This is a genomic window from uncultured Sphingomonas sp. (genome assembly GCF_913062585.1).
GTDB lineage: Bacteria > Pseudomonadota > Alphaproteobacteria > Sphingomonadales > Sphingomonadaceae > Sphingomonas.
The window spans coordinates 39,717-58,862 of sequence record NZ_CAJXWX010000023.1 but is presented as its reverse complement, the minus strand read 5'-3'; the positions used below and the strand labels follow the sequence as shown (position 1 = coordinate 58,862).

Annotated in this window: 17 protein-coding genes; 6 read left to right on the top strand and 11 right to left on the bottom strand. The window is 68.4% G+C overall.

Annotated elements, in window-relative coordinates; all coding sequences use genetic code 11:
• Positions 1 to 154: 154 nt before the first annotated feature.
• The 5 genes from QZ546_RS14185 to QZ546_RS14165 all read right to left on the bottom strand — a co-directional run bounded on the left by QZ546_RS14185 (position 155) and on the right by QZ546_RS14165 (position 5,507).
• A complete protein-coding gene (locus QZ546_RS14185) occupies positions 155 to 2,269 on the bottom strand; it encodes an AAA family ATPase (RefSeq protein WP_294238819.1) in 2,115 nt (704 codons plus the stop codon).
• Between the two features lie 60 nt (positions 2,270 to 2,329).
• Positions 2,330 to 3,634, bottom strand: a complete 1,305-nt coding sequence (locus tag QZ546_RS14180; RefSeq protein ID WP_294238818.1) for an outer membrane beta-barrel protein — start codon at positions 3,632 to 3,634, stop codon at positions 2,330 to 2,332.
• Positions 3,635 to 3,702: 68 nt separating this feature from the next.
• A complete protein-coding gene (locus tag QZ546_RS14175) occupies positions 3,703 to 4,287 on the bottom strand; it encodes a polysaccharide biosynthesis/export family protein (protein ID WP_294238816.1) in 585 nt (194 codons plus the stop codon).
• Between the two features lie 75 nt (positions 4,288 to 4,362).
• Positions 4,363 to 4,920: a glycosyltransferase gene (locus QZ546_RS14170; RefSeq protein ID WP_294238814.1), complete on the bottom strand. Its 558-nt coding sequence runs from the start codon at positions 4,918 to 4,920 to the stop codon at positions 4,363 to 4,365.
• Positions 4,917 to 5,507, bottom strand: a complete 591-nt coding sequence (locus tag QZ546_RS14165) for a hypothetical protein (RefSeq protein WP_294238813.1) — start codon at positions 5,505 to 5,507, stop codon at positions 4,917 to 4,919. Before QZ546_RS14165 ends, QZ546_RS14170 begins: the two co-directional genes overlap by 4 nt.
• 253 nt (positions 5,508 to 5,760) lie before the next feature.
• Here QZ546_RS14165 and QZ546_RS14160 point away from each other — a divergent pair, with 253 nt between their 5' ends.
• Positions 5,761 to 6,516: a metallophosphoesterase family protein gene (locus QZ546_RS14160; protein WP_294238811.1), complete on the top strand. Its 756-nt coding sequence runs from the start codon at positions 5,761 to 5,763 to the stop codon at positions 6,514 to 6,516.
• Between the two features lie 258 nt (positions 6,517 to 6,774).
• Here QZ546_RS14160 and QZ546_RS14155 read toward each other — a convergent pair whose 3' ends face one another.
• Both QZ546_RS14155 and QZ546_RS14150 read right to left on the bottom strand, forming a co-directional pair.
• Positions 6,775 to 7,014, bottom strand: coding sequence for a hypothetical protein (locus QZ546_RS14155; RefSeq protein WP_294238809.1), 240 nt, complete (start codon positions 7,012 to 7,014; stop codon positions 6,775 to 6,777).
• A gap of 83 nt (positions 7,015 to 7,097) precedes the next feature.
• Positions 7,098 to 8,588, bottom strand: coding sequence for a hypothetical protein (locus QZ546_RS14150; RefSeq protein ID WP_294238808.1), 1,491 nt, complete (start codon positions 8,586 to 8,588; stop codon positions 7,098 to 7,100).
• A gap of 143 nt (positions 8,589 to 8,731) precedes the next feature.
• On the opposite strand from QZ546_RS14150, the gene QZ546_RS14145 reads away from it, so the two are divergent.
• Genes QZ546_RS14145 through QZ546_RS14135 form a run of 3 tightly spaced genes read left to right on the top strand, consistent with a single transcriptional unit; the run spans position 8,732 to position 14,346 of the window.
• Positions 8,732 to 11,326: an O-antigen ligase gene (locus QZ546_RS14145; protein ID WP_294238806.1), complete on the top strand. Its 2,595-nt coding sequence runs from the start codon at positions 8,732 to 8,734 to the stop codon at positions 11,324 to 11,326.
• A 56-nt stretch (positions 11,327 to 11,382) separates the two neighbouring features.
• Positions 11,383 to 12,120: a polysaccharide biosynthesis/export family protein gene (locus QZ546_RS14140; protein WP_294238804.1), complete on the top strand. Its 738-nt coding sequence runs from the start codon at positions 11,383 to 11,385 to the stop codon at positions 12,118 to 12,120.
• Between the two features lie 27 nt (positions 12,121 to 12,147).
• A complete protein-coding gene (locus tag QZ546_RS14135) occupies positions 12,148 to 14,346 on the top strand; it encodes a GumC family protein (RefSeq protein ID WP_294238801.1) in 2,199 nt (732 codons plus the stop codon).
• Positions 14,347 to 14,431: 85 nt separating this feature from the next.
• Here the strand turns inward: QZ546_RS14135 and QZ546_RS14130 are convergent, their stop codons facing one another.
• Positions 14,432 to 14,830, bottom strand: a complete 399-nt coding sequence (locus QZ546_RS14130) for a Rap1a/Tai family immunity protein (protein WP_294238798.1) — start codon at positions 14,828 to 14,830, stop codon at positions 14,432 to 14,434.
• A 66-nt stretch (positions 14,831 to 14,896) separates the two neighbouring features.
• Here QZ546_RS14130 and QZ546_RS14125 point away from each other — a divergent pair, with 66 nt between their 5' ends.
• Positions 14,897 to 15,931 (top strand): cell wall hydrolase, encoded by a 1,035-nt coding sequence (locus QZ546_RS14125; protein ID WP_294238795.1) that lies wholly within the window; start codon positions 14,897 to 14,899, stop codon positions 15,929 to 15,931.
• A gap of 1 nt (position 15,932) precedes the next feature.
• On the opposite strand, the gene QZ546_RS14120 is transcribed toward QZ546_RS14125, so the two are convergent.
• From QZ546_RS14120 to QZ546_RS14110, 3 genes are read right to left on the bottom strand one after another with little or no spacing between them, the layout of a single operon-like run.
• Complete coding sequence (locus tag QZ546_RS14120; RefSeq protein ID WP_294238792.1) at positions 15,933 to 17,096, bottom strand: acyltransferase; 1,164 nt, start codon at positions 17,094 to 17,096, stop codon at positions 15,933 to 15,935.
• On the bottom strand, positions 17,093 to 17,389 hold the full coding sequence (locus QZ546_RS14115) for a hypothetical protein (protein ID WP_294238789.1): 297 nt from the start codon (positions 17,387 to 17,389) through the stop codon (positions 17,093 to 17,095). Before QZ546_RS14115 ends, QZ546_RS14120 begins: the two co-directional genes overlap by 4 nt.
• Positions 17,386 to 17,808: a hypothetical protein gene (locus tag QZ546_RS14110; protein ID WP_294238786.1), complete on the bottom strand. Its 423-nt coding sequence runs from the start codon at positions 17,806 to 17,808 to the stop codon at positions 17,386 to 17,388. The genes QZ546_RS14115 and QZ546_RS14110 overlap by 4 nt, the downstream gene beginning before the upstream one ends.
• A gap of 269 nt (positions 17,809 to 18,077) precedes the next feature.
• Between QZ546_RS14110 and gmd the strand changes: the two genes are divergently transcribed.
• On the top strand, positions 18,078 to 19,145 hold the full coding sequence (gmd, locus tag QZ546_RS14105; RefSeq protein ID WP_294238783.1) for a GDP-mannose 4,6-dehydratase: 1,068 nt from the start codon (positions 18,078 to 18,080) through the stop codon (positions 19,143 to 19,145).
• The last annotated feature ends 1 nt before the right edge of the window (position 19,146 follow it).

Genomic DNA, 19,146 nt, shown 5'->3' with positions numbered 1-19,146 from the left:
CCGGAGCGGCGCGCCCCTGATGCGCTATGGGCTTCGGCAAATTTATGGCCATTGCGCATGAACCGCATCGCCCGATTCGCCAAGAGACGCGACTCGGGGGAGGAAACAGCGGCGGCGGACGACGCCTGGCCATCCGCCGCTCGCGAACCCGTCGTTACTCGCCCTGATAATATTTGGAATATTGTTCCGAATAATAATAGGCGCCGATGCTGTTCGAGTTGGTGTCCACCATGGTGAAGATCGTGCCGACCAGATTGGCATTGTCGGCCTTCAGCGAGGCCGCCGCCGTCGCGACCGCATGTTTGGGCGTCGTGTTCCACCGGATCACCAGCGCCACGGCATCGGCCAGCGCCGCCAGGAAACGGCCATCGGCCAGGCCGATCAACGGCGGCAAGTCGAGGATGATCGCGTCATACCGCTCCGACAGCTTGTCGAGCAGGTCCGGCATCTGGTCGTTGCCGAACAAATTCTCCGAGGAGAAATAGGGCTCGGTGACCAGGATCTGGTCGAGATTGGGCGTACCGCTGGGCTCGATCGCATCCTCGATCGACCCTTCGCCGTGCAGATACTGAACCAGGCCGAAGCGCGGCATCGGCGTCTCGACGATGTTGCGCAGCTGGGCGCGGCGCACGTCGGTGTCGATCACGATCGTGCGGTCGCCGTTCATCGCCATGACCCGCGCGAGCGCGAAGGCGGTGGTCGTCTTGCCCTCGCCCGGCAGTGCGGAGGTCAGCGCGATCACCTTGGGCCGCGCCTGGCCCCGAACACCGATCAGCGAGGCGCGGGCGTTGCGCAACGCCTCCGCGAATTGCGAGGTCGGCTTTTCGACCACGATATCCGCCGGACGCTTGCCCCCGACCTGCGGGATGGCGGCGATCAGCGGCACGCCGACCTCTTCCTCGACATCGTCGACGCTGCGCAGGCCGGTGACCATCATTTCCTGGGTCACGATCACCGCGATACCGATGCCCAGACCCGCCATCAGCGACAGCGCATAGAGCAGCTTGCGGTTGGGCCAGCTGGGCGCGGTGGGCATATCCGCCTGGTCGACGATGCGCGCCTGGGCGATCGAGTTCTGCGCCGCCTGACGCGATTCGAGCGCTTGCGAGGCCATCTTGTCATAGGCGGCGTGCTTGCTGTCGGCATCGCGCTGCAGGCTGTCGGCGATCACCGAGGCGCGCGCATTGTCACCCTGCTTCTGCTCGAGCTTCGCGATCGCCCCGCGCAGGCTGCCCGCCTGTGCCTCGGCCGCATTGGCATTGGCCTTGAGCGAGCCGATCACACCCACCTCTTCGCTGCGCATCAGCTTCCTGATCGCCGACAGCTGCTCCTCGGTCTTGATGAAGTCGGGATGGCGCGGCCCGTACCGGCTGCGCATGTCTTCCATCGTCTGCTGGAGCATGGCCTCCTGGCGCTTCAGATCCTGAACCGTCACCGACTGGCGCACGTCGGAAATCGCGTCGAGTTGGCCGCGCCGGACCTGATCGCGTGCCGACTGTTCCTTCGACCGCGCCTCGGCCGCAGTCGCTTCGGCTGCGGCGAGCTGGAGCGACAACGGTGTGATCTGCTGGTCGACGATGGTGCCCTGCTGGCTGGCGGCGCCGCGCACGATGCCGCTCTGCGCCTGATATTGGGCAACCCGCTCGTCGGCCTGGCGAATCTCGTTAGCCAGCTCGTCCATCCGCTTCTGCAGCCATTGCGACTGGCGCTCGGCGGTGCCGATCTTGTCGCCGACCTTCTTGTCCAGATAGGCCTGGGCAAAGGTGTTGGCGACCAGCGCGGCCTTGCCCGGATCGCGCGAGCGGAAGCTGACGGTGATCACATAGGTCAGGCGTTCGCGCGATGCGTCGACCCGGCCGCGCACCGCGCCGATCGCGGCGGCCATCTTCTGCTCGGGGGTGAGCGGGGGCTTGCCGCTGGCCGGGGCCGGCACGAATTCGGGGTCGTTGGCCAGGTTCAGCCGCTTGACCACGTCGCGCACCAGGTCGCCCGACGACATGGCGGAGACTTCCGTCTCGATCGCCTCATTGGCCAGCTGCGCCTGCTCCTCGCTCTGTGCGCGCAGAAGCGGGTTGCGGCTGGGGTCGATCTGGACCCGCGCCGTGCCCTTGTAGATCGGCGTGATACGGGTGGTCAGCGCCACGCCGATGACGGTCACGACCGCCGCGATCGCCAGCAGCATCAGATACCGGCGGCGCAGCAGATCGCGCGCATCGCGGACCAGATCGCCGAGCCGGGTCTCATAGCCGGCCGTCTTCACCACTTTCATGTCAACGATCCCCCAACCGCCAGTCGGCGACCCATGCCAAGGTCATCACCTTGTCCCCCATCAACGTCGCAGGATTACCGAGACGCGCGCCCGCAACTCGTCGAAAGAATTGGCCAACCCCCGTGCCGGACGGCTGGAACCGTAGCCGATGGCCGCCTGGAAACCGAGGCCCCGTCTGGCCTGATAGCGCGCGCCAATCTCGCCTTGGTACACATTGGTCGCGAGCTGGCGCTGCGGATAATCGCGGCGCTCCGCCTCGACCATGCCGGTGAGGATCAGGTTGTAGAGCAGTTCATGGTCGACCGAGACATGCGCCCGGTTGGTCCACATCGCCCCGACATTGGTCAGTTCGGTATCGGACAGCACGCGCTGCAACTGGAAACTGACCGTGGTCAGCTCGCTGGGAAACCAGTCGCCCCGCGCCTCGGCCGAAAAGCCGCGCAGATTCTGGTAGAGATAGGACGCATCGAAATTGCGCACGCCATAACCGATGCCGATCGTCCCGCGCGCCACGCCCGCCAGGTCGAAATTGGCGCCCCCCAGCAGCCGATAGCCGTTCGAATCGCGGTTTGGCTGGCCAAAGGACAGGAAGGAATAGCGCAGTCGATCGGCCTCCGCCCGGGCATAGAGCGAGACGCTGGGCGAAAAGCCATATTCGTAGGTCAGCGACCCCTTATAGCCGACCCGGTCGCGATAATTCTGCTGCCGCACGGTGCCGTCCGCGAACACCAGGTCGTCGAAGCTATAGGCGTTGCGCTCCAGCGCCGTGCTGATCCGCGAGCGGCCCACGCCGTACACCGCCCGCGTCGCCAGGCTGCTGTGCAGGAACCGCGACGGGACGGTCAGATTGGCGATCACGTCCCCCGAAAAGGGCGATTCGTAACCACGCTCGACCTGCCCCTCGACCCGCACCTTGAGCGCGTCGGAGATATCGAGCCGCCCGGACGGTGCCAGCGACCAGGCATTCTGGTTGCGGATCGTGGTATTGGCATAGCGCCGCAGGTCGCCCGTCGCGACCAGTTGCGCCTGATGCGCCTTCCAGTCGGAATAGATGCCGACATAGGGCTGCAGGATCAGGAGGCTGTCCGCCCGGCGGTTGGTGTTATCGTTGAAGACGTTGCTGCTATAGGCCCAGGACGTCGACAACTGGGTGGTGGCGACGAAGCTGCCCAGGCGGATGCCCAGCGGATCATATTCGGGACGCGGACGCTCGGCCACGCTGATATTGTGGCCGCGATCATAGAGCGTGTTCGCGGTCTCGGACGGCAGCAGCAGCGTGTTCGCCTGGCCCCAGGCGATGCCGGGAATCACCACCCCGCCTGCGATCGCGCCCGCGACCAGCGTGCAGGCGATGGGCCTGGCCATGATCCGCCGACGCCGCACCGGGGCGACGCTCCGCCGATCACGAGCCGCCGCGACGGCGCGGCGCTGGATCAGAAGAGCCGCTCCTTCACGCGCACCGTATCACCGGGATAGATGCGCAGATTGGGCTTCACGACATATTCGCGCGCGAAGGTTTCGCCAGCACGCTGGATGACCACCCGCGACCCGCTCTTCAGGCTGGCGCGCGGCGTGGCGCCTTGCGCGGTCGCGATCGCGTTGAACAGCGTCAGGCAGTTCGAATAGGGATATTGCCCCGGCATCTTGACCTCGCCCATCACGAAGAACGGGCGATAGGTCTGCACCTCCATGCTGACCCGCGGATTGAGCAGATAGCCATCGGCCAGCCGGGCACGGACGTCGCGCACCACATCCTCGACCGTATGGCCCGCCACCGGCACGTCGCCGATCAACGGCAGCGACAATTTGCCGTCGCTGCTGACCGCGTAATCGCCGTTGAACTGCCCTTCGTTATAGACGGCGAGCCGGACCTTGTCGCCCGGCGCCAGCGGATAGCTTTCGTTGCAAGGCCCATCGGCGGCATAGCGCTCGCCGGTCGAGATCGGTGGCAATCCGCCATGCGAGCAACCTGCCAGCGTCGCGAGCACGCCCACCAGGACGACTGCTGTTTTCCTCACTTTGGTTGGCCCCCGCCCCAGGATGATTGCATCAGGGCTATCAGTCGTGCCGCACTGCATCAAGTTGGCCTGAAATCAGTTCCACGGGCCGACCTGCCCCGAAATAGTACTGCCCTGCCAAAGATTTCGTATTCGCCGAACCAGCGTGGGCGGCGACGGCGCCCGGACATGCGCCGCCAGATGCGCGACGAAATCGGCGGGCGCGCGTGGGGTCAGGCAGGGACAGCCCTGCAGGCTGTCGGCCCGGTCGAGCAAGTCGACCAACGTCGCCTCGTCCTCGGCCGGATAGACGCCCTGGCGCGTGCCGAATTCGCGCAACGTCGCCAGCTGATGGCCGTTGCGATGCTCGCCGCGCCGGTGATCGCGCGGCATGATGATGATGGGCTTGCCCAGTTCCATCGCCGCGATGATCGACCCCGTGCCCGCATGGCTGACCATCAGCGCGCATTCGGCCTGCAATTCGCGGAACCGGTCGTGATCGGCATGGGCGAAGGCCTGCAGCGCGCGCGGGCGGTAGGTGGTCGGCCCGATCTGGGCGACAACGTCGTCGCGTCCCCGCGCCTCGGCCCAGCGGTCGACCGCGCCGACCAGCCGGTCGAACGGCAACTGGGTTCCCACCGACAACAGGATCACAGGATCTGCCCCAGATAGCGCAGCCGGGGATGGCGCGCCGCCACTTCGGGCCACTGGGTGACGGTCAGGTCGGCGACCGGCCGCACCAGCGAACCGGACAGGGACAGCCGCTCGCTATTGGCGATGCTGTCGATCCAGATGGTGCGCGCGCCGAACAGACGCGCGACATAAAGCGCCAGCGCGCCCGGCGCCGCCCCGGTCGAGACGACCAGATCGGGATCGAACCGGCGAAAGGCGCCCCACAAGCCGCGGATCGCCCCCAGGATCGTGGCTTTCGCATCCCGCGCGGTGTCGGCGACCACAATCACCGGCCGCGTGCCCAGCGGCGGCGTCATGCCGCACGCGGTGCTGACGAACTGGCAATCGCATCCGGCAAAGGCATCGACCAGCCGGGTCAGCTCGATCCAATGCCCCCCGGCAGACGCGACCAGCAGGACGCGCAAGGGCCGCGCATCCAGACCATGCCCACCGTCGTGATCCGCCTGTCGGTCAGCCGCCATGGCCACATCCGCCACGAACGGCGTGCGCCAGCTGGCCATGCCGATCCGCGTCATGGTCGCGGCCGATACCGGCGGCCATGTCGCCATGTGCGCCGTCACCGGGCCAGAACCGGCATTCCTTCCCTTGCCGCATCCCCCGTGACCGCCCCAATGATCGCGCCCGGACCCAAGCCCCGGCCCGCATTCCGCTCCCGAAAATCGATCATCCGCCATGGAATGCCCGCCCATCCGATGCCACGATGGCGCAACCGGCGATTGATCGCCGCCAGCCCCCGCCGCTATGGTTCGAGCCGCCCCCACGCGCCCAATCGCTTGAAAACGCTATACTGGAGGATTTTCGTTGCCAAGCACGATTTCGGGCGAGCGAATCTATGCGATCGGCGACGTTCACGGGCGGCTGGACCTGCTCCAGAAGATGCTCGACCGGATCGGCGCGCATAGCGACGAACGCCCCGCGCCGCGCGCGCTGCACCTGGTATTCCTGGGCGATCTGGTCGATCGCGGACCCGACAGCGCGGGCGTTCTGGCGCTGGTCCACGACCTGCAACGCCGCAATGGCCAGGTGCTCGCCCTGATGGGCAATCACGAAGAGGCGATGGTCCAGGCGCTGGACGGCGACGAGGATATGCTGCGCACCTGGCTGGCGGTGGGCGGCATGGAGACGCTGGCGAGCTTCGACGTGGCGCCGCCACAGCCCGGCGAGCCCTCCCGCGCCTTTCTGCGCCGGGCGCGCCGGGCCATTCCGGCGCCGTGGTTGAGCTGGCTGGCGGGCCTGCCGCTGAGCGCGGAATCGGGGGATTATTTCTTCGCCCATGCCGGGGTCCGTCCCGGCATTCCGCTGCACCGCCAGGCGCGCCGGGACCTGCTCTGGATTCGCGAGGATTTCCTCGAGGACCCGCGCGATCATGGCGCGGTCGTCGTCCATGGCCACAGCGTGACGCGCACCGCAGACCGGCGCGCCAACCGGATCGGGATCGACACCGGAGCGTACCGAAGTGGAACACTGACCGCGATTTATTTGGAAGATGATCGGCAGGAAATCCTGTCGGTCAGCGCCGCACCCGCTCCATTTCGGGACGGTGCGGCCCGCCGCTGAGCAAAAGGGTCGCCGGGGATCGGCCACGAGCGTCGCCTTTCGCGCCGGAGGGGACGTGCGTCAGAGGCGCAGGATCGCCCCGAGGATCACACCCCACATCAGCATCGACAGCGGAATCGCCAGGACGATGCCCTGCACCACCGAGGAATGTTCGACGTGCGATTCCATAGCAGCCTCCCGCGGGAGACGCTTCTCCCGAACAGGTGCCCTTATGTCGAAAAAAAATGAACAGGCGGTAAACGGCCGGATCGGAGCGAATCAGTCGGCGATGCGGTCCCAGGCCTGCCCCTCGGGCCTGTAGGTCAACCGCTTGCGGCGATGACGCGCCCATAGCCATTCGTAGAGCCAGCCGTTCAGCCGCGCGTTGGCATCGCGGTCGATCCGTCTGCGCGCCCGCTGGCTTTGGCGACGATGACGCTGCTGGGCCGCGCCGCGAGCCACGATGGCCGCCGCGACCATCCCGGCGGCGATACCCGATAATGCGATCGCCCACATCATGTTCGTACCATCCCGCTCAAAGCCCCCGGACGGGCCGGGTGCGGACAATATGGTTAACCGATTCGGCCCTCCCTGTCCACTCGTTACGTTTGCGTTACGGATACACAAGACGGGACCGGCGGCGGCACCGTCGGTACCGGCAGGATCACCCGCCCGAGCAGCATCGCCACGAGCGCGAGGACGGGGAGGCCGATCGCCATCGCCCGGCGCCACCCGTCCCGCCGCAGGGCCCCGCGCGTCCCCGGATCGCCCCAGGCGAGGATCGCCGAGACCAGGGCGGCCAGATCGCTCGTCAGGAAATAGCGCAGGTCGGTCGCCACCCCGACCACCAGATAGGACGCGCCGTACAACAGGCTGGCCATCGCCAGCATCGGCGCGGCCTGCCCCAGGGCGGTATCACTGTCCCGCCGCCCGGCGGACACCCCGACCACCGCCAGCGCGATCGCCAGGAAAAACCCGGGCATGAAGACCGGCGCGGCGCGCAGCGCATAGAAGAGGCGCGATCCCCGGTAACGCCGCGCGGCGACATCCTCCTTGGGATTGTCGCGAACCGCGCGGACATGGCCTTCGGGGACGAAGAAATAGGTCTCGGAATTGAAATGGCGAAGCCGCACCCCGGCATAGGCGAACGGATGGCGCAGGATCGCGGCGATCCACAGGCGATCCAGACTGATCGGCGACCTGGTTTCCTGCCCCGCCCCGACCGACGCAGGCACCGGATCGCCCGCCTTGGCCGTGAACCAGGGGCATCGGCCCCAGGGCGACAGCGTATCCCACATCTCGACCGCGAAGCAGGAGCGCACGTCCCGCTCCGTCAATCGGGTGCCCGCTCCGAACACGCCTGTGTCGCCGGTTGCGGCGGCGATCCCGGCCAGGTCGAAATATTGCAGCGAGGCGATGGCCCGCGCATCCGCCGCACCCAGCAGCCGATGATTGACCCACCCCGCCACGGGCACGAGCGCCAGCCCCAGCAGGACCGAGCCGATCATCGTCCAGAACGGTCGCCGCAACGCCGCAGGCGCGACGGCATAGGCGATCAGCGGCCCCGCCACGAACAGCGCATTGTGCCGCATCAGCACCGCCAGCCCGAGCATCGCTGCCCCGCCCGCCAATGCCGCCCCCCGCCACCGGCGCACGGTCCGCGCCGCGATCAGCAGCGCCGCCCCCAGGAGGAACGCCCCGCAAAAACTCGCATCCTTGCCGATCGCGATGTTGAGCATCAGGAACAGCGGCACCGCCCCCGCCGCCAGCACCGCCGCCGCGTGGCCGAGCGGACGCCCGGCGCGAACCAGCAGCAGCGCGACGATCGCCAGCCCCGCCCAATAGGTGGCGAGGTCGAAGACCAGCATCGGCGCAGGGCCCGGCCCGAATATCAGGCCCAGCGCCTGCCACAGCCGGGTCATGGCGGGTGGATGCCAGTCGTGCAGCCGCCCGCTGGCGATCTGCGCCATCTGCCCCTGGCTGTCGGGGTTGAGTGCGCCCGGCCATTGATAGGCCAGATTGGCCGTCAGCAGCAGCGCGGCCATGGCTACCACCGCGATTGCCCGCATCCTGCCGCCCCGCCCGGTCGTCACCTCGGTCCGCCTTCCCCCATGCCCCGCGTCCGATCGTAAAGCCTTGGCGGCCTGCGCGACAGTCGGCAAACTGTCCCGCTCCGGGCTCGCCACCACCGGGACTTGCGCGTGAAATCGTAAACTTGCTGTGCCATGCCAAGCGCATGAGCGGTCGCAGCATCAGGCGTGGTTTCCATCGGTCCGAACGTCCGACGCCGATCCTGTCGATGGTGCTATTCGGTCGCGAGGCGCGGCTGCGGCTGTTCGCGCTTGCCCTGCTTCTCGCGCTGGGGATCGGCGGCGGCGCGGGGCGCAGCTATCCGCTGATCGCGATGATCGGCCAGTGGCTGGCGCTGATCGTCGCCGCCATCGCCGGTTCGCAACTGGCCCGCCAGGCGGAGACGGCGCGGGCGTTGCGCGCGCCGATCATCCTGTTCGGCGCGACCGTGCTGCTGATCCTGCTCCAGATCGTCCCCCTGCCCCCCGGCCTGTGGCACGCCTTGCCCGGCCGCGCGGTGGTCGTGGCGATCGACGCGCTGCTGGCCCAGGCGGCACCGTGGCGTCCGCTGAGCCTGACGCCCGATGCGACGTTGGCGATGCTGCCTGCGCTGGCGGTGCCCTTTGCGGCGATGACCGGCATGGCGCTGGTTTCCGCCGCCGACCGCATGGCCGCGCTGCGCCTGATCGTCATCATCGCCGCGATCGGGGCCGCGATCGGGATGGTGCAGGCGGGCCTCGGGGCGGGCGACGCGCCGCTTCTCTATGACAGCGCGCATCAGGGCGACGGCATCGGCCTGTTCGTCAATCGCAACCATCAGGCGACCTTCCTGCTGGCCGCCATCGCGATCGCGGCGATCCCGGACCTGTTCGGGCGGCGGCGCGCGATCGGCGCCGCGCTGATCGCCTTTCTGACGCTCGGCGTGTTGGCGACCCGGTCGCGCACGGCGCTCCTCCTGTTGCCGCTGGTCCTGCTGGCGGCGGGCTGGCTGATCGCGGGCGGGCGGCGCGCCGGGCGTTCGGCGCTGGGGTTGGCGCTGGGCTATGGCCTGGGCGCCCTCATTCTGTCGCGCACCGACCTGATGCAGCGGATCCTGGCGCGTTTCGCGGGGATCGGGACCGAGGCGCGCTACCAATATTGGGACAATAGCTGGTTCGTCGTGCGCGGCACCTTTCCCTGGGGGACCGGGCTGGGCAGCTTCGACCGCGTCTATCGCACCGTCGAGCCGCTGGCCGAGGTGGGGCCGCTGACCGTCAACCATGCGCATAACGACGCGCTGGAATGGCTGATGGAGGCGGGGCTGGCGGGCGCGCTGCTGATGATCGCCGGGCTGGTCGTCCTGATCGTCATGATCGCCCGGGCGTGGCGACGCACTGTGCGCGATACGGAGCGCAAGCCCCTGGTCGCCGCGGTCGCCGCTTTGGCGATGATCCTGCTATTCTCGCTGGTCGACTATCCGCTGCGCATGCCCGCCATCGCGGGACTCGCGGGCGCGATGGTCGCCGTCATCGCGATGACCGGACGCGCGCCGAGCGTGCGTGCGCAGGGCGGCCGGATCGCCCTCTATGCGAGCGGCGCGGTCGCGCTGCTGATCGGCCTGGTCGCGACCGGGGACGGCCTGGCCCAGGCGCTGGTCGCCCGTCGCCAGCCGCTGGCCGCCACCCGGGTCGCGCCCTGGTCGTCGGCGGCCTGGACCGCGCTGGCCGATGCGACGGGCGCGGGCCATGGCGGCACCGCAATGCGCGCCGCCGCCACCCGCGCGCTCGCCATTTCGCCGCTGGATGCCGGGGCGGTGCGGGCGCAGGGCTATGCCGATCTGCTGAACGGTGCGCCGAAGCGGGGCGCGGCGCTGCTGCGCATCGGGGCCGGGCTGGGCTGGCAGGATACGCTGATCGCGCGCTGGCTGGCGCAGACCGCGCTGACCAACGGCGATGCGACGCTGGCCGCGCAACAGATCGACGCGATGCTCCGGCGCCGCGAGTCGCCCGAGGCGGCGATGCAGGGCTTGCTCGCCGTCTATCGCCTGCCCGGCGGTCCGGCGGCGCTGGTCGAGCGGCTGGACGACCGGCCGGGCTGGCGCGGCGGATTCCTGGCGATGCTGGCCGATGACGGTGTCGCCGATCCTGCCCGCCTGACCGGCTTCCTGCGCGCACTGGCGAGCGCGGGCCTGGCCGCGACGCCCGCCGAGACCGCCCGCGCGCGCGCGAAGCTGGCCGAGCATGGCGATATGGCCGGCGCCCGCGCCGTCTGGCTCGCGAGCGGTGGGCGCGGCCTGATCGAGGATGGCGGGTTCGAGGCGCTGCCCGATCCCGTGCCCGACTATGCCATTCCCTATGGCTGGTCCGCGCCGCCGCTGGCCGGGGTGCATGTCACGTCCGACGAGCGCGGTACCGAGGGCAAGGGGGTACGAATCGCCGCCGATGGGCTGACGAGCGGCATGGCGCTTCAACAACCGCTGCTGCTGACGCCGGGACGCTACCGGATCGCGGTGCGGGTCCGGGGGGGTGGCGACATGACGGACGCGCCGATGGCGGACGGCACGGCCAACCGCGCCGCGCTCGTCCTGCTGTGCGCCGACGGGACGCCGGTCATGACCCTGCCCTTCCCCGGCGGCCGCGATTGGCGCGCTTTGTCGGGCGCGGTGATGGTGCCGCAGGGGTGCGTCGCACAGCGGATCGGGGTCGTGCTGACGGCGGGCGAGGGCCAGCCGGTGAAATGGTTTGTCGATACTGTTCGGATAGGACGCGTGCCGCAGGCTTGACGCTGTGCGAGCCGCGATGTGATGTGGGGGCTTCGGGGATGGGTGGGGAACGAGCGATGCGGAGCACCGACCGGGTGAGGGTCGTGCCATGGGTCCGATCGGCCCTGTTGGGGCCAGCCATGGCGGCGGCGGCCCTGTCGGGCTGCGCCGATTCCAATGTCGGCCCCAATCTTCGCACCGGGGATAAGGCCTATGCCCTGATCCCCGCGCCGCAGGGCGAGCCCAAGGTCGAGGATTACCGTATCGGTCCGCTCGATGCGCTGGACATCACCGTCTATCAGGAAGCCGATATCTCGACGCGCGGGGCGCAGGTGGATGCCGCCGGGCTGATCTCGATGCCGCTGATCGGGCGCGTGCAGGCGGCGGGGCGGACCACCACACAGCTCGCCGACGAACTCCGCGCCAAGCTGGCCGAGCGATTCTATGTCGACCCGCAGGTGACGGTGTCGATCGCACGGTCGGTGGCGCAGCGGATCACGGTCGAGGGCCAGGTGAAGGAGCCGGGCATCTATCCGATCTCGGGCCCCATGACGTTGCTCGATGCGGTGGCGCTGGCCAAGGGCGAGGACGAGAATGCCGCGCTGCGCCAGGTGATCGTGGTCCGCTACGTCAACGGCCAGCGTATGGGGGCGGTGTTCGACATGCGGCGGATCCGGCGCGGCGACGATCCCGACCCGGCGATCCTGCCGCGCGATTCGATCATCGTCGGCAATTCGTCGAGCAAGTCGGCCTGGCACGACCTGCTGCGCGCGGCACCGCTGCTCAACGTGTTTGGCGTCTTCACGCGATTCTGATCGGCCCGACGGCGGGGATAGGGGAATATGGGTATGGGCAACGGCATGATCGCCACGGCCGGGGGGCCGGTGGATCGTCCCGCTCCGGTCGGCATCGACGACCTGCGGGACGAAGAGGATGCGCCGGTCATCGACGTCCGCGCACTCTGGGCGACGCTCTATCGCAACCGGGTGATGATGGCGGCGATCATCGGCATATCGCTGCTGCTCGGCCTGGCCTCGGCGGTGCTGATGCCGCGCATCTATACCGCCCATGCCAGCGTCCAGATCGACCAGCAGGTCGCCCGCGTGCTGGGCACCGAGGATCGCGATCCGCAAGCGGGCAATCCCGATACCGACCGGTTCCTCCAGACCCAGATCGACGTCTTCACCAGCCGCGCGATGGCGCGCCGCGTGTCGGACAGCCTGGGCCTGACGGGCAATGACAGCTTCCTGCGCCGCATGACCGGCGCGCGCGAGATCAAGGTGAAGCCCGAGGATGGCGGGCTGGAAACGCTGGTGCTCGATACGCTGCAGCACAACCTCAGCGTCGAGTTGCGCCGCAATTCGCGTGTCGTGAACGTCAGCTTCGCCAGCCGCGACCCCGCGCTCGCCGCCGAGATCGCCAACAGCTATGCCGCGAATTTCATCGAGGGGAATATCCAGCGCAAATTCTCCACCTCCGCCTATTCGCGCCAGTTCCTCCAGAACCAGCTGGCGCTCGCCAAGACCCGGCTGGAGGGGTCGGAGCGGGACCTGATCGGCTATTCGCGCAGCGCCCGGCTGATCGACGCCAGCGCGGGCACACGGGCAGAGGGGACAGAGGGGCCGCGCTCGCTGGTCACGTCCCAACTGGTCCAGCTGAACGCCGATCTGTCCATCGCCGAGGCCAACCGACTGAAGGCGGGCGCACGCTGGGAACAGGCCCGGTCGACGCCGCTGATGGCCCTGCCCGAGGTCCAGGCGAACGAAGCGATCCAGCGGCTGATGCAGAAGCGATCCGAGGCGCGCGCCGAACTGGCCGAAACCCGCCGCCGCCTGAAGCCCGAGCATCCCGTCGTCATCCAGGCGATGGCCGAAATCGCCGGGCTCGACCAGGAAATACGCACCCAGGCCCTGGAGATCCGCAACGCGATCCGCAGCCAGTATGACACGGCCGCGCGCCAGGCGGGGGCGATCGCCGGGCAGGTCCAGCTGCTCAAGAGCTCGACGCTGGCCGAACAGGATCGCGGTATCCGCTACAACATCCTGAAGCGGGATGTGGATACCAATCGCCAGCTGTACGAAAGCCTGCTCCAGCGATTCAAGGAAGTCAGTGCCGAGGCGGGCGTCGCGTCCAACAACGTCACGATCGTCGACACCGCCGAACAGCCGCGCCGCCCCACCTCGCCCCGGCCGCTGCTCAACATGGTGATCGCGCTGGCCGGCGGTATCGCACTCGCCGCGCTCTACGCGATCGGCCGCGACTATATCGACGACTCGATCCGCGATCCGCAGGATGTCGAGGCCAAGCTGCACCTGCCGCTGCTGGGCGTGGTGCCCGATGCGGGGAGCGGCGACGCGGTCGGTGCGCTCGACGATCCCAAGTCGGAGATCGCCGAGGCCTATCACGCGATCCGCGCCGCGATCGAATTGTCGTCGAACCAGGGTCTGCTGCGCTCGATCCTGGTCACCGGCAGCAACAAGTCGGAGGGCAAGTCGACCACCTCGGTCGCGCTCGCCCGCGATTTCGCCAGCCTGGGGCGGCGGGTGCTGATCATCGACGCCGATCTGCGGCGCCCGTCGCTCCACCGCGTGTTCGGGGTGCCGTTGCCCGATCGGGGCCTGTCGACCGTCCTGGCCCAGCTGAACCCCGCCGAATCGGCGATCCAGCCGACCCAATTTACAGGGCTGAGCTTCCTGCCCGCCGGACGCCTGCCCCCCGATCCCGCCACCTTGTTCGCGGGCGATGCGATGCGCGCGCTGCTCGACCGGCTGGGCGAGGATTACGAGGTGATCGTGATCGACGCGCTGCCCGTGCTGGCGCTGGCCGACGCGACCCAGCTGACCGCGATCGCGCAGGCGACCGTCTTCGTCGCCCAGGCGGGCGGCGCGCTGTTCGGGCAGGTCCGCACCGCGGTGTCGCGCCTGACCCGGGCGGGCGGCAATGTCATCGGCGTGGTCATCACCAAATATAGCGCCAAGCGGGCGGGCTATAGCGGGTCGCAGGACTATTACCGCTATCGCTACGAGGATGCCTCAGCCTGAGAGCCATATGTCGAATGAGCCTTTCCCCTTCTCCCCTTCCTGAGGAGAGAGAGGGAAAGGAAACTATCGGGAACCGCGATCCGCGCTAACGGGCAGGCTCCGGCTTCGCGTCGGCCTCGCACGGGAAGCGCAGCTTGAACGCCACGACCACGACCGAGGCAGCCGCGGCCGGGCCGTTGCCCGGATGCTCGGTCAGATAGTCCAGAAAGGCGTGGCGCAGCTCGCCCTGCGGGATGCGCGGCGGCGCGCAGAATTCGCGCTTGCCGAGCCACACCTCATAGGCGCGCGCGCTGTCATGGACGCCGGTGACATAGGCGAAACAATAAGAGATGTCGGCGGCGCTGGAGGCATTGCACCGATCCCGCAGCTGATTGGCGGTGAACAGCCCGCCCGCCACCGACGACTCGGTCGCCTGAGCGGCGGCGGGCGCGGACTGGACCGGCATCGACACCAGGGACAACAGGATCGCGGCGGACGAAACCATGGTGTCCGCGTTACGCGCTGGTGGCCCGACCGGCAATCCATTATGGCTTGGCCAGCATTCGCCACCATGACGACGCAGCCCGCCCCATCCTCGCCTGATCGGATCGACCGTCGCCTGGCGGCGCGGGCCGTGGCGGACCGCGCGATCATCGTGGAGGCCCCGGCCCGGCGGTCCTGGCGGGTGGCGATTCCGGCGGCGCTGGTGCTGGTGTTTCTGATCGGGCTGGGCGCCGTGGCATTCCGGGTGCTGACCGCCCGGGATACCGATCCCGCTGCTCCGGGGCAGACGCATCCGACAGGGGCCCTGCCGCCCCGGATCGACGCCCCCTTTGCCCCCACGACGCTGCGCCCCTTGTCGCAGGAACAGGCGCGGGTCTGGAACCGGCGGGTCGCGATCAGCGCCGCGCCCACCGTCCCCGCCGCCATGTTCCTGCTGCAGGGCGCCCAGGGCAGCGACTATGCCCGCTCGCTGCAATGCCTGACCTCCGCCATCTATTACGAGGCGGCGAGCGAGAGCGACGATGGCGAGCGGGCGGTCGCGCAGGTCGTGCTGAACCGGCTGCGCCACCCCGCCTATCCCAAGACGGTGTGCGGCGTGGTGTTCGAGGGTGCGACCCGGCGCACCGGGTGCCAGTTCAGCTTCGCCTGCGACGGCTCGCTCGCCCGGCCGCCCTCCGCCACCGGGTGGCGGCGCGCCTCGCGGATCGCGGCCTCGGCGCTGGGCGGCGCTGTGTTCGCGCCGGTCGGCTGGGCGACCCATTATCATGCCGACTGGATCGTCCCCTATTGGGCGGCCCGCCTGTCGAAGGTCGCGACGATCGGCGCACATATCTTCTATCGCTGGCCCGGCGGCTGGGGCGAGGCGCAGGCCTTTCGCGGCCGCTATCGGGGCGGCGAACCCGCTTTGGGCTCGCTGATTGCGCAGGTCCCGGCGACCGAAGCAAAGCCGGACGAGAGCCGGAAAGAACCCGGCGCCTTGGTGGCGACGCCGGACCGTCCCATCCTACCGATGCGGCCCACCGCACCGCAAGCCGCAGCGCCGATCGTGGGCCTGGACGAGCGCCGGATCCTGCCGATGGCCGAGGCCCCGGCCGGGCATTAGATCAGGGCGCCACCGCCTCTGCCGGGTTTAGCCGCCGATGCCGCAGCGCATCGCTGATCGGCCGCTCGACCAGCCGCCAGACCAGCCATCCGGCCACGAAACAGATCAGGCTGGCGAGCAGCGCCATGGCGACCAGCGCCACGATCCCGCCCTTGACGATGAGCGGTGCCGACAGCGCTGCCAGCGCGCCGAGCAGGAAACTGTGGGTCAGATAGATGCTGTAGGAACTGTCGCCCAAGGCGCGCGACAGCCGCTCCAGCCACGGCGCGCCGCCGGGTCGCACGGTCGGGATCGTACAGAGCATCAGCCCCAGGGTGATTGCCGCCAATGTCGCGGGCTGGGCGCGGTCCATCTCCGACCCGCCGGGGCCACCCGGCCCGACCACCGCGATCGCCAGCGCGACCGCGGCGCCCAGCGCCATGACCCAGGCGGGCCATGCAGGCGTCCGCACCTTCAGCCGGTCGCAAAGCAGCGCGACCAGGATGCCGATCGCGAAATAGAGCATGACCGGCCGGGTATAGACATACGCCAGGACCGGCCAGCCGACCGCCTCGACCGGCGCGCGCCATCCCACGCCCATCGCGATCAGCACGGCGAGCAGCGCCAGCACCGCCCAGGCCCCTCGCCGCGCGCCCAGCATCAGGCCGCCCGCGAACAGCAGATAGAAGAACATCTCGTAATTCAGCGTCCAGCCCAGGCCATAGACCGGCTGGAGATTCCCCTCGGTCCCACGATGCGGCACGAAGGCGAAGGACAGGATCAGCTCGCGCACGCCCGGCGCCCGGTAATCGCCATGCGTGCCCAGCGAACGGGTCGCACCCGCGAACAGGATCATCAGCAGGGTCGTCAGATAATAAAGCGGTGCGACCCGCAGATAGCGGTTGCGCAGGAACCGCACGCCCGCGCGCCAGCCCCCGCCGCTTTCCGATCGCAGCGAGATATGGACCATGATGAAGCCGCTGATCGCGAAGAAGGCGAACACGCCCGTCTGGCCCATGCGCCCCGCGAAATCGGGGGTGTCTAGCGGCAGGATGCCCCGCCTGGCATAACGCTCGATCAGATGCTCGACGACGACGGCGCAGGCGGCCAGGCCGCGCAGCCATTGCAGGGGCACGATCTGCGCCGGATCGGCCGGCCCGCGCCACAGCCGGTCGCGCAGGCTCACGCGATGCGGAGCATCGTCAGGGTGGCGTTCAGCGCGAAGCCCAGCGCCACGCTCTTGATCAGCTCGCGCGGGGTGACCGGCAGATTGGCGTTGATGACCGCCGCGATCAGCGAGGTGACGCTGGCGAAAAGCAGCAGATACCACCAGGCGGGCCAGGTCGCATCGCGCACCTCGACCCAGTTGGTGATCAGCGGCAGGAGGACCATCAGGAAATGGCCGAAACAGGCGGCCAGCCAGTGCGACAGGAATCGCGGCAGGCTTTCGCCCAGTTCGAGATGCGGATTGTCGCTCATCCCTGCCCCCCGGCCCTGATGCCCGCCCCATCCGGCCCATCCGCCGCCTGGCGGACTAGCGTGCCGATCAGCAGTTCATAATATTCGGTCGAGGCCGGATCGACATCCTCGTCATGCGCCCCGTCGCCGATCCGCCGTCGAGCGGCGTGCACCTGCCATTCGGCCATGGCGCGCCAGGTCTGTGCGTCGCGCGCGGCGATCGCCTGCTGCGCCAGGCCGATCAGGATCACGAGCGCCCCCATCACCGCGACCACGACCGCCAGATAATAGCCATGCGCCCAGGTCGCACGCAGCCAGAAGCCATAGATGACGGTGCCGATCACCAGCAGCAACGCGCCCAGGCAGATCATGTCGATGGTCCGGCCGATCCATCCGGGCCATCGCGAACGGAACACGCCCTCGGGTCGGTGATCTGCCATGACGCGCGACAGTGTCAGAGATGCTGCAGGGTAGCAATCGGTCAGAAATGCCCCGCGCCCCTCGAGTCTGCCCCGCCTCTTTCATTTTGGGACGCAGGTGCAACACGGATACTGGACAAGGCCCGGCGAACCTGTTCGACCTTATGGCGGGGGAGCGGAGCAGCGGCGCGCGGATCGGATGGCCCGAACCGCGCCGATTGCGGGCATTGGTATCACGGGGATGATGCCATGCGCGCCTGCGATGTCGACGTGTGTGGGGGACGGTGACGATGACGGAGCGTAAGGTTGCACTCATTACCGGTGTGACGGGTCAGGACGGGGCCTATCTTTCCGAGCTGCTGCTCGAAAAGGGCTATGAGGTTCACGGCGTGAAGCGGCGTTCGTCGTCGTTCAACACGGGCCGTATCGAGAATATCTATCAGGATCCGCATACCGAAAATGCGCGCTTCCATCTTCATTATGGCGACCTGACCGACAGCACGAACCTGATCCGCCTCGTGCAGCAGGTGAAGCCGACCGAAATCTACAATCTGGCGGCGCAGAGCCATGTCGCGGTCAGCTTCGAGACGCCCGAATATACCGCCAATGCCGATGCGATCGGCACGCTGCGTCTGCTCGAGGCGATCCGGATCCTGGGCATGGAGAAGACCTGCCGCTTCTACCAGGCCTCGACCTCGGAGCTGTACGGCCTGGTCCAGGAAGTGCCGCAGCGCGAGACGACGCCCTTCTATCCGCGCTCGCCCTACGGCGTGGCCAAGCTCTACGGCTATTGGATCGTGGTGAACTATCGCGAGGCCTATGGCATGCACGCCTCGAACGGCATCCTGTTCAACCATGAAAGCCCGCTGCGCGGCGAGACCTTCGTGACGCGCAAGATCACCCGCGCGGTGGCGGCGATCAAGCTGGGCCGCCAGGAAAAGCTGTGGCTGGGCAATCTGGACGCCAAGCGCGACTGGGGCCATGCGCGCGAATATGTGCGCGGCATGTGGCTGATGCTGCAGCAGGACGAGGCGGACGACTATGTGCTGGCGACCGGCGAGACGACGCCGGTGCGCACCTTCGTCGAATGGGCGTTCGAGGATGTCGGCATCACCCTGCGCTGGGAAGGCGAGGGCGTCGACGAGAAGGGCTATTGCGCCGAGACGGGCAAGTGCCTGGTCGAGATCGACCCGCGCTATTTCCGCCCGACCGAGGTCGAGCTGCTGATCGGCGATCCGGCCAAGGCCAAGGCCAAGCTCGGCTGGAGCCATGAGACCTCGGTGCGCGACCTGGCGCGCGAGATGGTGCAGGCCGACCTGATCGTGATGGAAAACGCCCCCATCGCCAAGGACGCCTGAG

Excerpts from the sequence above, each read along its gene's own strand:
- QZ546_RS14185 (WP_294238819.1), bottom strand. The coding sequence starts at position 2,269 with ATGAAAGTGGTGAAGACGGCCGGCTATGAGACCCGGCTCGGCGATCTG.
- QZ546_RS14180 (WP_294238818.1), bottom strand. The coding sequence starts at position 3,634 with ATGGCCAGGCCCATCGCCTGCACGCTGGTCGCGGGCGCGATCGCAGGC.
- QZ546_RS14165 (WP_294238813.1), bottom strand. The coding sequence starts at position 5,507 with ATGGCGACATGGCCGCCGGTATCGGCCGCGACCATGACGCGGATCGGC.
- QZ546_RS14155 (WP_294238809.1), bottom strand. The coding sequence starts at position 7,014 with ATGATGTGGGCGATCGCATTATCGGGTATCGCCGCCGGGATGGTCGCG.
- QZ546_RS14145 (WP_294238806.1), top strand. The coding sequence starts at position 8,732 with ATGAGCGGTCGCAGCATCAGGCGTGGTTTCCATCGGTCCGAACGTCCG.
- QZ546_RS14140 (WP_294238804.1), top strand. The coding sequence starts at position 11,383 with ATGCGGAGCACCGACCGGGTGAGGGTCGTGCCATGGGTCCGATCGGCC.
- QZ546_RS14135 (WP_294238801.1), top strand. The coding sequence starts at position 12,148 with ATGGGTATGGGCAACGGCATGATCGCCACGGCCGGGGGGCCGGTGGAT.
- QZ546_RS14130 (WP_294238798.1), bottom strand. The coding sequence starts at position 14,830 with ATGGTTTCGTCCGCCGCGATCCTGTTGTCCCTGGTGTCGATGCCGGTC.
- QZ546_RS14125 (WP_294238795.1), top strand. The coding sequence starts at position 14,897 with ATGACGACGCAGCCCGCCCCATCCTCGCCTGATCGGATCGACCGTCGC.
- QZ546_RS14115 (WP_294238789.1), bottom strand. The coding sequence starts at position 17,389 with ATGAGCGACAATCCGCATCTCGAACTGGGCGAAAGCCTGCCGCGATTC.
- QZ546_RS14110 (WP_294238786.1), bottom strand. The coding sequence starts at position 17,808 with ATGGCAGATCACCGACCCGAGGGCGTGTTCCGTTCGCGATGGCCCGGA.
- gmd (WP_294238783.1), top strand. The coding sequence starts at position 18,078 with ATGACGGAGCGTAAGGTTGCACTCATTACCGGTGTGACGGGTCAGGAC.